At 64.3% G+C, this 14,804-nt stretch carries 10 protein-coding genes; 6 read left to right on the top strand and 4 right to left on the bottom strand.

The window, feature by feature from the left end:
* Position 1 precedes the first annotated feature (1 nt).
* The gene (locus tag AC0L17_RS21520; protein ID WP_473517346.1) at positions 2–958 is read left to right on the top strand and encodes an ABC transporter permease; all 957 of its coding nucleotides are present in this window, start codon (positions 2–4) and stop codon (positions 956–958) included.
* Positions 955–1,926, top strand: coding sequence for an ABC transporter permease (locus tag AC0L17_RS21515; RefSeq protein ID WP_208602530.1), 972 nt, complete (start codon positions 955–957; stop codon positions 1,924–1,926). The genes AC0L17_RS21520 and AC0L17_RS21515 overlap by 4 nt, the downstream gene beginning before the upstream one ends.
* Here AC0L17_RS21515 and AC0L17_RS21510 read toward each other — a convergent pair.
* Positions 1,900–2,841: an amidohydrolase family protein gene (locus AC0L17_RS21510; protein WP_473517305.1), complete on the bottom strand. Its 942-nt coding sequence runs from the start codon at positions 2,839–2,841 to the stop codon at positions 1,900–1,902. The two genes, AC0L17_RS21515 and AC0L17_RS21510, sit on opposite strands and share 27 nt — an antisense overlap.
* Positions 2,842–2,918: 77 nt before the next feature.
* On the opposite strand from AC0L17_RS21510, the gene AC0L17_RS21505 reads away from it, so the two are divergent.
* The 4 genes from AC0L17_RS21505 to AC0L17_RS21490 are packed head-to-tail and all read left to right on the top strand — an operon-like array spanning position 2,919 to position 6,883.
* The gene (locus tag AC0L17_RS21505; protein ID WP_473517304.1) at positions 2,919–4,238 is read left to right on the top strand and encodes an alanine racemase; all 1,320 of its coding nucleotides are present in this window, start codon (positions 2,919–2,921) and stop codon (positions 4,236–4,238) included.
* Positions 4,239–4,282: 44 nt separating this feature from the next.
* A complete protein-coding gene (locus AC0L17_RS21500) occupies positions 4,283–4,627 on the top strand; it encodes a RidA family protein (protein WP_473493134.1) in 345 nt (114 codons plus the stop codon).
* A gap of 9 nt (positions 4,628–4,636) precedes the next feature.
* Positions 4,637–5,647, top strand: coding sequence for a succinylglutamate desuccinylase/aspartoacylase family protein (locus AC0L17_RS21495; protein WP_473517303.1), 1,011 nt, complete (start codon positions 4,637–4,639; stop codon positions 5,645–5,647).
* Positions 5,648–5,704: 57 nt separating this feature from the next.
* On the top strand, positions 5,705–6,883 hold the full coding sequence (locus AC0L17_RS21490) for a hypothetical protein (protein ID WP_473517302.1): 1,179 nt from the start codon (positions 5,705–5,707) through the stop codon (positions 6,881–6,883).
* Between the two features lie 239 nt (positions 6,884–7,122).
* Here AC0L17_RS21490 and AC0L17_RS21485 read toward each other — a convergent pair whose 3' ends face one another.
* The 3 genes from AC0L17_RS21485 to AC0L17_RS21475 form a co-directional block, all read right to left on the bottom strand.
* The gene (locus tag AC0L17_RS21485) at positions 7,123–10,371 is read right to left on the bottom strand and encodes a winged helix-turn-helix domain-containing protein (protein ID WP_473517301.1); all 3,249 of its coding nucleotides are present in this window, start codon (positions 10,369–10,371) and stop codon (positions 7,123–7,125) included.
* 286 nt (positions 10,372–10,657) lie between these two features.
* Positions 10,658–13,906, bottom strand: a complete 3,249-nt coding sequence (locus tag AC0L17_RS21480) for a winged helix-turn-helix domain-containing protein (protein WP_473517299.1) — start codon at positions 13,904–13,906, stop codon at positions 10,658–10,660.
* 171 nt (positions 13,907–14,077) lie between these two features.
* Positions 14,078–14,785 carry a phosphoadenylyl-sulfate reductase gene (locus AC0L17_RS21475; protein WP_473517298.1) on the bottom strand — a complete coding sequence of 236 codons (708 nt, stop codon included), beginning with the start codon at positions 14,783–14,785 and terminating at the stop codon, positions 14,078–14,080.
* Between the last annotated feature and the right edge of the window lie 19 nt (positions 14,786–14,804).

Genomic DNA, 14,804 nt, shown 5'->3' with positions numbered 1-14,804 from the left:
GGTGGCTCCCTCAGGGCAAGCCGGCGCTCTCTACTGGCCGGTTCAACTGCGCCGCAATGTCGGCGTGCGCAGCCTGTTCGCCGTGGTTATGGCGTTCCTCATCGCCTATGGCTTCCTCTTTCCTGGCCTCTTGACCGCTTCCGGCTTCGCCAAATTCACCCAGAGCTGGTTTCCGCTGGCGCTGGTCGCCATGGCCCAGGCGATCCTCATGCTCACTGGTGGCATCAGCCTGGCGATCGGCGCAATGGTCAGCCTGGGCGCGGTGATCGCCGCGACGACGATGACCGGGCCGCTGGGCGTAGCCGGCGGTGCCGCTGCGGTGGCGCTGACCGGTGTCGGCATCGGTGCCGCAACCGGGTTCATTGTCGTGAAACTTCGGTTGCCGGCGATCGTGGTGACGCTCGCCGGCTCCTTCATCATCGGCGGTGCTGCGCTGCTCATCCTGCCGAGACCCGGCGGCGCCATTCCGGAATGGCTGTCGGACCTGCTTGCCGGCAACACGCCCGCAGCCTTCGTGCTGCTGATGCTCATAGTCCTTCTGTGGAAGCTCTATCTCGCCACGCCGCTTGGTTTGAGCCTCTATGCTGCCGGCGAGAATCCCGTCGGCGCCTATCGCTCCGGCGTGCCGGTCGATGGCGCACGGATAGCGGCTTACGCGATCAGTGGCCTGCTTTGCACAGGCGCCGGTCTGTTCGTTGCCGCGCAAACGGGTTCGGGTGATCCGGTCATCGGCACGGCCTTCACGCTGAATTCCATCGCCGCCGCCGTGCTCGGCGGCATCGGCTTCCTCGGCGGTCAAGGCACGATGCGCGGCGCTCTTGCCGGCAGCCTGCTGCTCAGCCTGATGATCAGTGTGATGTTCTTCCTCGGCTTCACGCCGGTCGCCCAGTATGTCGCACAAGGCCTCATCATCATCGGGGCGGTCGCCACCCCGCAATTCCGCAAGGTGCAGCAATGACAGCATGGAAAGAGAGCGCAGGCGGCAGGCGCGCCCTGACAATCCTGCGCAGCCGGCCTTTTCTCACCGTTGCCATCGTTGCCGCGGTGTGGATCGTCGCGAGCTTCGTTTCGCGTGGCTTCGGCGCCTATGGCCATTTGCGCTATCTGGTCGAACTGGCCGCGGTAATTGGCCTGGTTGCGGCGGGCCAGACCTTCGTGGTGATTGCCGGTGGCATCGACCTTTCCGTCGCGGCTATCGTCACAGTGAGCGCCGTCAGCCTGCCGCTGCTGTCGTGGCAGGGGGATCCGACCGGGCTAACCGCCGTCCTTGCCGTCCTTGCGTTGACGACGACAATCGGTCTGGTGAACGGGCTGGGCGTGGCGCTGTTGCGCGTCCATCCGATGATCATGACCCTGGCCATGGCGACATTCCTGCAGGGTCTGCTGATCATCATCGCCGGCGGCAGCGCCGTGACCGCCGAAAACCCGCTGGTCCGCTGGCTCGGCAATGCGCGGCCGGCCGGTATTCCCGCAGGTGTGCTCTTGTGGGTGGCCGTCTCCGTGATCGTTCTGGCCGCAATGCATGCCACATCCTTTGGCGCACGGCTCTTCGCCATGGGCGCCAATCCGCTCGCCGCGGCACTGTCGGGGGTTCCAGTAACCTCGACGACGCTGGCGGTCTACGGCATCAGCGGCTTCAATTCAGGGCTTGCGGGCGTGCTGGTGCTCGGCATGAACGGGCAAGGCTATGTCGGGATCGGCGATCCCTATCTGCTCGCCTCGATTGCGGCCGTCGTGCTCGGCGGCACCTCGATCCTCGGCGGGCTCGGCACCTATGCCGGCACCATCCCCGGCGCCATCCTGCTGGTCACGATCACGGCTCTGATCACCGTCGTCAACGCATCGCCGGGCTGGCGCAGCATCCTGTTCGGTTCGCTGATCCTGGGGCTGCTGCTTCTCTCAGGCAGGGAGCAGGCCCGCCGATGACATATCGTCAAGCCGGTAGATGCGCCTTGCGTTGCCGAAGAACAGCGCCGTCTGCTCGTCTGCGGAAAGCTCCCCGGCAATGGCCTTGAAGCTGTCATATACTGCATCGAACGACGCGTGCAGACCGGCCACCGGGAAGTCACTGCCGAACATCGCTCGCCGCGTGCCGAAACAGTCGATGCAATGCATGACAACCGGCTTCAGGCTGTCGAGCGTCCAGTCATGATCGTAGGCGACCAGATCCGATATCTTGATGGCGACGTTGTCACACTGGGACAAACGCCGAACCCCTTCGCGCCACGCCCGCATTCCGTCGGCGTCGCGATCGATCGGGCTGCCGCAGTGGTTGAGAACGAACTGCTGGTTCGGATAGGCCGCTGCAAGGCGCGCTGCACCGGCGAGCTGGCGCGGAAACACCATCAGGTCGAAAACCAGCCGGTGGCCGGCAAGCAGCGCCAGGCCGGCGCGCCAGGCTGGGTCGTCCATGATGTCATCACGGGCAGCGAAACGGCGGGCGGGATCGGGATCCCAGCTCAGTATGTCGCGCACGCCGACGACACGGTCGAATGCCGCCTGCGCCTCGACCAGCGCCGGCGCTTGGCGGTTCGCCAGCGGGACGTGAACGACGTAGCGGGCGGCCACGCCCCGCGACTTGTCGAGCGTTTCAAGCCACCGCGTTTCGCCGACGCAGTCATCCCCGGCCCAACCGGCCTCGACATGGACGGCGGCGACGACATTGTGCCGGCTGGCGTCGCGCAAATAATCCTCAGGAAGATAGTTTCGCCGCAAGGGGCCCAGCTCGCCCAGGCCGCCGCGTTCGCCAGCCGTTGTGGCGAGCCAGGGATGGCGGCCGAGGCCGAGATCCCAAAGATGATGGTGGGCATCGATGATCGGTCCGGAGTAAGGCTTTGGCACGCATCTCTCTCATGCTGTGGCCGGCATCGAAAATCGAACCGGACTTCATCCTGCGAAGGCGAAAGGACTAGCATCGGATGACCGAAAACTCACCCGTACTGTCGCTCGCGACCCCTGAAAATTTCCTGCTCGACGATCGCATCCGCGGCGTGCCGCCCGGCACCTTCGGGCTGGACAGCAGCCTTGTCGCATCTGAGCGCTGGCATCCGGCTGACGGGCGCATGTCGTTGCCGGTGTTGACCCTCGACGAGGAGGCCTTCATCGCCAATAGTGATCTGTTTCTGCGCTACGCGCGCGAACAGGGCGCGATGATCGCGCCGCATGCCAAAACCCCGATGGCGCCAGACCTTGCTCGATCGTTGGTAGAAGCCGGAGCATGGAGCACGACCGTCGCGGATATTAGTCAGGCCGCAGTGATGCTCAGGGCCGGCCTCACACGGCTGATCATCGCCAACGAGGTTGGTGGATCAGGCGGTGCGAACCGGCTCGCGGCGCTGGTTGGCGCTTGGCCAGGCGTCGAGCTCTTCGTCTTCGCCGACTCGATCGCTGCCGTGAATGCGCTTGCCGAAGCCTGGCGGGCCAATGCGACGCTGCCGCCGTTGCGCGTGATCGTCGACCTCGGTGCGGGGAGGGCAGGCGCGCGGACCACGACGCAAGCCGAGGCGATCGCCGATGCAGTTGATGCGGCCGGCGGACGGCTGCTGATCGCCGGCGTCGCAGCCTACGAAGGTGCCGCGGCGCAACCCGATCCTGGCCGCACTGATGCGGCGATCTCGGCTCTGCTGGCGATGACCGCCGACATGTTCCTGCGGCTGCGCGCCCGCGTCGGCCGCGATGCGCCACTGATCGTCACGGCCGGCGGCTCGGTGTTCTTCGACAAAGTGGTCGCAGCACTTTCGCCCACCGTTTCCAGGGACAGCAATGCGACGCTGGTGTTGCGCAGCGGCGCCATCTTCTTCCACGACCATGGCATCTATGACCGCTCGCTTGTTGCACTCGATGCCCGCAAGGGTTTTGCGGTCGGCGGGATCGGTGCCTCCGCACGAAATTCGTTTCGTCCGGCTTTGCGCCTGTGGGCCGAGGTGCTGTCGCGGCCGGAGGCCGGCCTTGCGATATGCGGCATGGGCATGCGCGACGTGTCGTTCGATCAGGACTTTCCGATGGTGCTCGCGGTCTTCCGGGCCGGGAAGCCGCTGCCGATACCACGCGCCGAGGTCTTCAAGCTCAACGACCAGCACGCCTTCCTGACAATCGCGCCGGGCGACGACATTGCCGTTGGCGACGTCGTTGAATTCGGCATCTCCCATCCCTGCACCTGCCTCGATCGCTATCGCGTGATCTTCGGCGTCGACGCGGCCGGGCATGTCCGCCACGCCTTTCCCACCTATTTCGGCTGACCGGAGCTTGCGGCGGCCCCAAAGAAACCTCGAAAGGATCCGATATGATCAAGTATTTCCAGTCCGGCTCCCGCATGTCGCAGGCGGTCGTCTATGGCGGCCTCGTCCACATCGCAGGCCAGGTAGCCGACAATCGCAAGGCCGGCATCGAAGACCAGACCAGCGATGTGCTCTCAAAGATCGAGGCGCTTTTGGTCGAGGCCGGCAGCAGCAAGTCAAAGCTTGTGGCGGTCAACGTCTTCCTGCCGCAGATCGGCGACTTCGACGCCATGAACAGCGTCTACGATGCCTGGGTGGATCCTCAACGCCTGCCGGCGCGGGCCTGCGTCGAGGCGCGTCTCGCCGATCCCGACCTCCGCATCGAGGTCACCGCGATCGCCGCCGCCTGAGTTGCCGCCATGCACACCGGCCTCACCCATACGCTCGACTTCGACCGGGACGGCAAGACATCAGGTTATCTCAGCATTCCGTTCTCGATAGACCGTTCGCCCTATTTCCAGGTCAAGGTCCCGATCTGCCTCATACGCAACGGTGAAGGCCCGTCGCTGCTTCTGATGGCCGGCAATCACGGTGACGAATATGAGGGCGAGCTGTCGCTGGCAAAGCTGATCCGCCGGCTCGATCCCAAGCGGCTCAAGGGCCGCGTCACCGTCCTGCCGATGGCGAACGCACCGGCGGTCATGGCCGCCAAACGCTGTTCGCCGCTCGATGGCGGCAATCTCAACCGCGCCTTTCCCGGCGATCCGTCGGGCGCGCCGACAAGCCGGCTTGCCAATTTCCTGGAGACGGGACTGTTTCCCCGCCACGACGTCATCTTCGATATTCATTCGGGCGGCACCTCGATGGAGCATCTTCCCACGGCGCTCATCGAGCGCAATACCGATCCCGACAGGCATGGGCGCGGGGTGGAGCTGATGCGGGCGCTCGGCATGCCGTACGGGTTCGTGGCCAACAATGGTCAGGCCTCGCCAACCTCGATGGGCGCAGCCCGCCGGGCCGGTGCCATCGGCGTCAGCGGCGAGTTCGGCGGCGGCGGCACTGCCACAGTCGATACGATGGCGATTACCGCTCGCGCGATCGACAGTCTGATGGTCGCCACCGGCGTGGTCGAGGCGCCGGTTCTCGCGCCGGAGTCGAAGCCTTCGGCGCCGACGCGATTGCTCTCGCTTTCCCGGCACAGTCAGGGCCTCTACGCCACCCGCCGCGGCTGGTTCGAACCCGCCGTCAGGCTCGGCGACGGCGTGAGCGCCGGACAATTGGCCGGCTGGTATCACGACCTCGAGCGGCTCGATCTGGCCGAGGAGGCCCTGCATTTCGCCGAAAGCGGTATCGTACTTTCGCGCCGGCTGCACACGATGTGCGAGGCAGGAGATTGCCTTTTGCAGATCGCCGAACCGGTGGAAGGCTGACAGGGAAACCAACCGGCGTTTGCTCACGGCGCCATTGCAGAAAACTGAGGATATTTCATGCAGCTTTCGATGTGGACCTACCCCTGGGATGTCCAGGATCTGGGCTTGGAGACAGTCGAACGCGATCTCGTCGAGCGCGCCAGGCTCAACATGATCAGTCTCGCGACCTCCTATCATGCCGGTCGCTTCCTGCAGCCGCGCAGCCCACGCCGCAAAGCCTATTTCCCGGAGGACGGCACGATCTACTTCAAGCCAACCGCCGCCCGATGGGCCGATCTCGTGATCCAGCCGAAGGTGGCCGAAATGATCACGGAAGGTGGCGACGTTCTGGCCGAACTTATCCAACGGCGCGAGGCAGGCGGCCTCCAGGTGTCGTGCTGGACGGTCTGCCTGCACAATACCCGCCTCGGCATGCTTTATCCGCAGGCCGTCACCCGCAACGCCTTTGGCGATCCCAATTATTACAATCTGTGCCCGTCGCATCCGGATGCGCGCGCTTATGTCCGCGCGCTCGTCGCCGACCTTACGCACACTTATAAGCCGGACAGAATCGAACTTGAAAGCCCGTCCTTCATGGGCTTTGCCCATGAATACCATCATGAGAAGGATGGTGTCGGGCTGACGCCGGAAGACGACTTTCTTCTGTCGCTGTGCTTCTGTCCGTCCTGCCTCGCCCGCGCCGCTTGTGCCGGCATCGAAGGCCAGGCGGCGCGTGACCTCGTCAAGCAGTGGATTGCCGAGGCGTGCGAGCGCGCGGTGCCTGAACGGCGCTTTCCAGAATTTCCCGCAAGTGGCCTCGACACCTTTTTGCCCTGGCCGCATCTCCACGCCTATCTGTTGTGGCGGTTCGAGCCGGTGACCAGTCTTGTCGCCGAACTGCGCGAGGTTGCCGATCCGGGGACCCGTGTCCTCGTCATCGACCTGCGAGACGGCTGGCTCGGCGGCTGCGATCTGGCAGCGCTCGGCAAGGTTTGCGACGGGGCGATCCTTTGTGCCTACGACATGCAGGCCGGCGACGTGACGGGCCTTATGGCGGCTGGCCGCACCGCGCTCGGGGCAGAGAAATTCCTCGGCGTCGGCTACCGGCTCTTCTATCCGGAAATGGCGGGCCCTGAAATCCTCGCCGCCAAGGTGAAGCCGGCGCTGGCGCCGGACGTCGACGGTATCAATTTTTACAATTACGGCCTTGTCCCCGCCGCACGACTCGATTGGGTGCGTGCAGCACGACCTGGCTGAACAAAACGATCCGTGTGCCGCGGTCGAAAGCGCGCTGTCCTGCCTCGCGACCTGTCATTTCCCTCGGCTCCATCACCTCGTGCTATCCAGGCCGGGCTGACGCGCAGCGAGAGGATGGACGCGATCGCTGGCCTCGTTCTGAACCTGGCAGCCCTTAGCAAACACCCTGCTCGGAGATTGGGGGGGCTGCCAGACCGACGATAGCCCGGTGTTTCGCCAGGCAGCGCATGACACCGTCTTCAGCGCGTGTGCCGCACAAGATAGGGTTCGACTAAGGCGCGTATTTCCGCAGCGGGTTCCGCTTCGCCGGCGGCGAGCAGCGCCCGTTCGTAGCGTGCATAGTCGTCGACCGCGCCTTCGAAATCACCGCGCGACAGCCGCTCCCTGATCTGCGCCTTGCAGACGGGGCCGGCATCCGGATAGAGGTCCAACGCCCTCAAATAGACCGAGCGCGCTTCCTGGACGTTGCCGGTTGTCTCCAGCCGCTGGCCGATCCGCAATCCAAGATCGATCAGATCGCGACGCACTTTTTCTGCGGCGGCGAGCGACCAGAAGCTGGCTCGCTCGTGCAAAAACAGCGGACCGGGGAATGCGAGGAACAGCGCTTCCGCTTCCGGTCGCAGCCCGGCCGCCTCGCCATTGGCTGTCGTCACGGATTTGAGCCGTGCATCCCAGTCGGCGAGGTCGACCCAGACCTTGTCCGATGCGAGGCGAAGCCTGCCTTCGCGCTGGACGATGAGGTCGATCCGCCCAAGCAGCTTGCGCAGCCGATGCAGCGCCTGCTCGCATGCCGCCCGCGCCTGGTCGCCGTCGAGGTCGGGCCACAGCCAGTCCTGAAGGGTCTCCAGGGAGCAGGTGTTGTCTTTCGAGATCGCCAGTACCCGCAGGATGTCGAGAGCCTTCGTCGGTGACTTGGTGCCAAGATTAAGAGGGTTTCCATCGAGTTCGAGCCGAAAGCCTCCGAGGACGTGGACCTTGAGCGGCCATGGCCAGGCCGCGGGCCGCCGCTGCGGCGCGTCCAATCGGCGTTCCCGGATCAGCGACCGGCAAAGCTTGGGCTCGAAGCCGCGCTCAAGCGCATCGCCAAGCAGGTCGGCGAGCAGGTCCGGAACGCTGAGGAGCACCATTGGCCAGCTGATGTCGCGGAGCGCCTCCATGAAGAGCTTCAGCCGGTCGCCATAGTGCGGATCCTGCTCCCACAGACTCTCCAGCGCGGCCGCTGCAAGAATGCACATTTCGGTTCGCTTGCGGGCGCCGCCATCCAGCCGCGGCAGCAGGTCGCTGAGTAGCGCTGCGGCTTCGCGTGGCTTCCTGTCGGCGAGCAGCACCTGGAACTTCGTGATGCAGTGCGCCCAGCGCTCGACCATCGGCTCGTTGGCGGCCTCGCTCGCCGCCATGAAGCGCTCGCAATCCTCATAGGCAGCTGCGAAATCGCCTTGCCTGGCATGAAGCGCGGCATAGCAATTGGCGACGATGGCGACCTGTGTGCTGAAACGGCTGTCGGCGATCTCGGCCAGGCGCTCAACCACCTGGTCGAGCTCGGCAAAGTCGTTGCGGAACTTCATCTGCATCTGAAGATGATACAGGCCACCGAACTCCACACCCTTGAGCGACTCGCGCTCACCGATGGCGATCGCCTCCCGCAACGCCGCTTCGGCCGACGGGTAGGGAAAACCCCGTCTCTTATACGGGAAGTAACGGCCGCTCTTGGCGCCAAACTCAACCAGCCACATGCCGAGCACCCAAGGCAGCACCTCCTTGTCGGTCAAATCCTCGACAATGCTGTCGACAGCCTTGGTGAACAGATCCGCCCGCATGGTCGATACCGAATGCTCGATCAGCGTTTCGCTGGCGAGCAGACGCAATCCGCTTGGGTCGTGCTCGGGATTCCGGGTCAGCCGCTCCAGCAGTTCCGTTTCCAGCGCTTGTCCGGCCGGGCTGTTGCGGTAGTAGTCGTCGCCGAAGTTCAGCGCCCGCACCATGCCGATGCGCACCAGCATCGCTTCCTCGGAAGGCAGCTCCGGCAGGCCGCGCTCGATGATTTCGAACGCCCGGCGGGTCCAGACCGAAAGACCCTCATAGGTGCGCCAACTGTCCGTCTTGACCAGAACCGCGCGCGACACCGCAAGACAAAGCCCGCGCTGATCGTCGGCCTCGCCAAAGGCATGCCATGCCTTCGACAGCCAGTGCTCTGCCGCGGCGTCGTTCGGCATGTGGGCCACGCCCAGCCAATAGAAATGCCAGCCGTTCATGAATGCTTCCGGCAACCGGCCGGCCCATTCGATGAAGGTCGTTCGATGTCCCTGCGCCAAAACGGTCTCCGCCCGGCTCAGCATGAGTCCGCTCGCCTGGTCCCAGTCCTCTGCCTGCAAGGCGAGGTGTATGGCTTCGTCATGACGACCAGCGTCGGCGAGCACCTTTGCCGCCCTTTGTTTGAGCGACTTCTGCTCTTCTGCCGTCACACGCTGCGCGAAGCGTCGGTCGAGGAAATCCCGCAAGAGGTCGTGCAGGTGGAAAACGTCGCGGCTGTTTTCCGTTCGCGTGACCAGCAATTGCCGCCGGTAGAGCCTGTCGAGCAGCTTGCCCGCTTCGCTCGATCCGATCATCACGTCCGCCAGTTCGGCGCTGATTTCGGGCAGCAGATTGAGTTTCAGCAGCATGTCCTGGTCGGAGGCGGGGAGGGAAAGGAAGAAATGGCGGCCGAGAACGTCCGACAGCGCATTCTGCCCGCCGGGTGCTGTCCCGGTCGTGTCATCAGGGCCGACCACCGAGCCGTGATCGGCGAGGAGAACCAGCCCGATCGCCCAGCCGCGCGCCGCTTCGACATCGACTGGAACGGCGCCGTTCCTCGACCGCAGCTTGACGAAATCGCGCGCTTCCGCTGTCGAGAATTCGAGCGCCAACCTGTCTACGATGGCCATCTGGCCCTTGAGAACGAGGTCGCCCAGTTCCTCCTGAGGCAGCGTGCGCGAGACGCAGATGCAGCGGACCGTGTCAGGAAGTTCACGGAACATCACCGAAAGCACCGCCCGGAATTCGGGCGTGTCGGCGTCCTGCAAATCGTCGAGGACCAGAATGGTGCCGGGCTTCAGCCGCGCGAAATAGGCTCTGAAGAAGCGCCTGGCGAACTCCTTCGGCTGCTCGGCATATTCGACGCCGAACACCGGCAGGTTTCCAACCGCGGGTGAGGCGAGCGACTGCGCCAGATATTGAAAGAAGCGCGCGATATCCTGGTCGCCCTCGTCGATGCGGAACCAAACATGCGGTGCCGCGACGCTTTCGAGGTAGTCGATTACCGCCGTCGTCTTGCCGTAGCCGGCCGGCGCGGCCACCCAGCATACGCTCGAACGCGATTTTTGACCGATCGCTTCGAGAACGCGGTTCCGCCTCAATATCCTGGCGCTGCGCGGCGCCGCCAGCTTGGCGATCCGGCCTGTGCCCGGGAGCGGGCGCCTTGCATCGGCGTCAATGGCGTCTAGGGCGGTCATCGGGGCTCCCGCTCGACCAATATCGAGCGTCGGGTCGTGCCATGATGACCGTCCCGCAGCCCAGATTGACCTTAGGGTAGCGCAATCCTGCGACAATTCGTAGGGGCTTCGCAGATGAAGCGGCAACGGCGGGGGCTGACGCGCAGCCAGCGGATGGACGCGATCGCCGGCCTCGTTCTGATTCTGGCAGCCCTTCTCCTGGCAAACATCCTGCTCGGAGCGTGAGGGGTGGCTGCCAGAGCGACGATAGCCCGGTGTTTCGCCAAGACAGCGCAAGAAACCGTCTTCAGCGCGTGTGCCGCATAAGATAGGGTTCGACCAAGGCGCGTAATTCCGCAGCGGGCGCCGCTTCGCCGGCGGCACGCAGCGCCCGTTCGTAGCGTGCATAGTCGTCGACCGCGCCTTCGAAATCGCGGCGCGACAGCCGCTCCCTGATCAGCGCCTTGCAGGCGGGTCCGGCATCCGGATAGAGGTCCAACGCCCTCAGATAGACCGAGCGCGCTTCCTCGACGTTGCCGGTTGTCTCCAGCCGCTGGCCGATCCGCAATGAGAGATCGATCAGATCGCGACGCACTTTTTCTGCGGCGGCGTGCGACCAGAAGCTGGATCGCTCGTGCAGAAACAGCGGACCGGGGAATGCGAGGAACAGCGCTTCCGCTTCCGGTCGCAGCTCGGCCGCCTCGCCATTGGCTGTCGTCACGGATTTGAGCCGTGCATCCCAGTCGGCGAGGTCGACCCAGACCTTGTCCGATGCGAGGCGAAGCCTGCCTTCGCGCTGGACGATGAGGTCGATCCGCCCAAGCAGCTTGCGCAGCCGATGCAGCGCCTGCTCGCATGCCGCCCGCGCCTGGTCGCCGTCGAGGTCGGGCCACAGCCAGTCCTGAACGGTCTCCAGCGAACAGGTGTTGTCTTTCGAGATCGCCAGCACCCGCAGGATGTCGAGAGCCTTCGTCGGTGGCTTGGCGCCGAGATTAAGAGGGTTTCCATCGAGTTCGACCCAAAAGCCTCCGAGGACGTGGACCTTGAGCGGCCATGGCCAGGCGGTGGGCCGCCGTTGCGGCGCGTCCAATCGGCGTTCCCGGATAAGCGACCGGCAAAGCTGGGGCTCGATGCCGCGCTCAAGCGCATCGCCAAGCAGTTCGGCGAGCAGGTCCGGAACGCTGAGGAGCACCATTGGCCAGCTGATGTCGCGCAGCGCCTCCATGAAGACCTTCAGCCGATCGCCGTAGCGTGGACCCTGGTCCCACAGGCTCTCCAGCGCGGCCGCTGCAAGAATGCATATCTCGGTCCGTTTGCGAGCGCCGCCATCCAGCCGCGGCAGCAGGTCGCTGAGAAGCGCAGCGGCTTCGCGAGGCTTCCTGTCCGCCAACAGCACCTGGAACTTCGTGATATAGTGCGGCCAGCGCTCGATCATCGGCTCATTGGCGGCCTCAATGGCCGCCATGAAGCGCTCGCAATCCTCATAGGCAGCTGCGAAATCGCCTTGCCTGGCATGAAGCGCGGCGTGGCAATCGGCGACGACGGCGACCTGTGTGGTGAAGCGGCTATCGGCGATCTCGGCCAGTCGCCCGACCACTTGGTGGAACTCCGCAAAATCGTTGCGGAACTTCATCTGCATCTGAAGATGATACAGGCCACCGAACTCCACACCCTTGAGCGACTCGCGCTCGCCAATCGCGATCGCCTCCCGCAACGCGGCTTCGGCCGACGGATAGGGAAAATTCCTTCTCTTGTAGGGAAAATAACGACCACTCTCCGCGCCAAAGGCGACCAGCCACATGCCGAGGATCCAAGGCAGCACCTGCTTGTCACTCAAGTCCTCAACAACGCTGTCGACGGCCTTGGTGAACAGATCGGCGCGCATGGTGGATACCGAAAGATCGATCAGCGTTTCGCTCGCAAGCAATCGCAATCCGCTCGGATCGTGCCCGGGGTTCCTGGTCAAGCGCTCAAGGAGTTCAGCTTCCAGTGCTTGTCCGGCTGGGCTGCTGCGGTAGTAGTCGTCGCCGAAGTTCAGCGCCCGCATCATGCCAATGCGCACCAGCATCGCTTCCTCGGGAGGCAGTTCCGGGAGGCCGCGTTCGATCAGCTCGAACGCCCGGCGGGTCCACATGGAAAGGCCTTCGTAGGTGCGCCAACTGGCCGTCTTGACCAAGACGGCGCGCGACACGGTGAGACATAGACCGCGCAGATCGTCGGCCTCACCAAATGCTTGCCATGCTCTCGACAGCCAGCGCTCCGCCGCAGCGTCGTCCGGCATGTGGGCCACGCCCAGCCAATAGAAATGCCAGCCGTTCATGAACGCTTCCGGCAACCGGCCGCACCATTCGATGAAGGTCGCCCGGCCTCCTTGCGCCAGCACGGCCTCCGCGCGGCTCAATATCAGCTCGCTCGCTTGGTCCCAGTCCTCTGCCTGCAACGCGAGGTGTATTGCTTCGTCAGGACGACCGGCCTCCGCAAGGACCTTCGCCGCCTTTCGCCTAAGCGATTGCTGCTCTTCCTTGACCACGTGCTGTGCGAAGCGCCGGTCAAGAAAGTCCCGCAAAAGATCGTGTAGGTAAAAGGTGTCGCGGCTGTTTTCCAAGCGCGTGACCAGCAACTGCCGCCTGTAGAGCCTGTCGAGCAGCTTGCCCGCTTCGTCCGACCCTATCATCACGTCCGCCAGCTCGGAGCTGATCTCGGGCAGCAGGTTCAGCTTCAGCAGCATGTCCTGGTCGGCGGCAGGGAGGGAAAGGAAGAAATGGCGGCCGAGAACATCCGACAGTGCATTCGGTCCGCCGAAAACCGTTTCGTTCGTGTCGTTAGGTTCGACTGCCGAGCTGTGATCGGCGAGGAGAACCAGCCCGATCGCCCAGCCGCGCGCCGCTTCGACGTCAATTGAAATGGCGCCGTTCTTCGAACGCAGCTTGACGAAATCGCGCGCTTCCGCTGTTGAGAATTCGAGCGCCAACCTGTCGACGATGGCCATCTGGCCCTTGAGAACGAGGTCGCCCAGTTCCTGCTGAGGCAGCGTGCGCGAGACGCAGATGCAGCGGACCGTGTCAGGAAGTTCACGGAACATCACCGAAAGCACCGCCCGGAACTCGGGCGTGTCGGCGTCCTGCAAATCGTCGAGGACCAGAATGGTGCCGGGCTTCAACCGCGCGAAGTAGGCTCTGAAGAAGCGCCTGGCGAATTCCTTCGGCTGCTCGGCATACTCGACGCCGAACACCGGCAGGTTTCCAACCGCGGGTGAGGCGAGTGACTGCGCCAGATATTGAAAGAAGCGCGCGATATCCTGGTCGCCCTCGTCGATGCGGAACCACACATGCGGTGCCGCGACGCTTTCGAGGTAGTCGATGACCGCCGTCGTCTTGCCGTAGCCGGCCGGCGCAGCCACCCAGCAGACACTCGAACGCGATTTTTGACCGATCGCTTCGAGAACGCGGTTCCGCCTCAATATCCTGGCGCTGTGCGGCGCCGCCAGCTTGGCGATCCGGCCTGTGCCCGAGGGCGGGCGCCTCGCATCGGCGTCAATGGCGTCTAGGGCGGTCATCGGGGCTCCCGCTCGACCAATCATCGAGCGCCGGGTCGTGCCGTGATGACAGTCCCGCCGCCCAGATTGACCTTAGGGTAGCGCAATCGTGCGACAATTCGTAGGGGCTTCGCAGATGAAGCGGCAACGGCCTGCTGCAAGCGTCGACTGGATGCCTGCGCGACCGCGAAATCAGGCAGCAGATGCGGCCGAATTGCGAGCGGCAATAGGCGACCGGTGAATCCCGCACTCCATCTTCGACAGCCCGCTCCAGCGGCCCGCGCGCGGATTGTCCGCGCTGCCGCACGCGACCGTGCACGGCGCGCAGCCGATCGAGAGGTAGCCTTTTTCGAGGAGCGGATGCCGGGGAAGATTATAGCGATCGAGATAGGCCTCGATCTGTTGGCGGGTGAAGCGGGCAAGCGGATCGACCTTCAGGCGTCCGTCAGTTTCCTCGAGCGTCGGAACATCCGCGCGAAGCCCGCCATGATATCGCTTGCGACCGGAAATCCAGGCCTTGAAGCCAGTCAGCGTATTTTCGAGCGGCAGAACCTTGCGGATCTGGCAGCACCGGTCAGGATCGCGGCGGTGCAGCGATCCAGCGACGTCGAGCGCCCGCAAGATATCCATTTGAGGCGTGACGACGCGCAGATCGGTGAGGCCGAGCAGAGCCGTCAGCTGCGCGCGATAGGCGATCGTTTCCGAAAACAGCTTTCCGGTGTCGAGCGTGATAACGGGGAGCGAACGGTCGATCGAGGCCGCCATGTGCAGCAGCACCGCGGATTCCGCGCCAAACGATGACACAAGCGCTATGTTTCCGCAAAACACCTCGCTGACGAGCGGCGCCAGCAGGTCGGGTCCGTCGAGATGGTTCAGCTCTGCGATGACGGCTTCATACATGGCGGTTCGGCCGATCAAA

This window comes from Mesorhizobium sp. WSM4829, assembly GCF_055811475.1.
This window is presented reverse-complemented; position numbering and strand designations above follow the sequence as displayed.

Coding starts and splice junctions, on each gene's coding strand:
- AC0L17_RS21515 (WP_208602530.1), top strand. CDS start 955: ATGACAGCATGGAAAGAGAGCGCAGGCGGCAGGCGCGCCCTGACAATC.
- AC0L17_RS21490 (WP_473517302.1), top strand. CDS start 5,705: ATGCAGCTTTCGATGTGGACCTACCCCTGGGATGTCCAGGATCTGGGC.
- AC0L17_RS21495 (WP_473517303.1), top strand. CDS start 4,637: ATGCACACCGGCCTCACCCATACGCTCGACTTCGACCGGGACGGCAAG.
- AC0L17_RS21475 (WP_473517298.1), bottom strand. CDS start 14,785: ATGTATGAAGCCGTCATCGCAGAGCTGAACCATCTCGACGGACCCGAC.
- AC0L17_RS21480 (WP_473517299.1), bottom strand. CDS start 13,906: ATGACCGCCCTAGACGCCATTGACGCCGATGCGAGGCGCCCGCCCTCG.
- AC0L17_RS21500 (WP_473493134.1), top strand. CDS start 4,283: ATGATCAAGTATTTCCAGTCCGGCTCCCGCATGTCGCAGGCGGTCGTC.
- AC0L17_RS21505 (WP_473517304.1), top strand. CDS start 2,919: ATGACCGAAAACTCACCCGTACTGTCGCTCGCGACCCCTGAAAATTTC.
- AC0L17_RS21485 (WP_473517301.1), bottom strand. CDS start 10,371: ATGACCGCCCTAGACGCCATTGACGCCGATGCAAGGCGCCCGCTCCCG.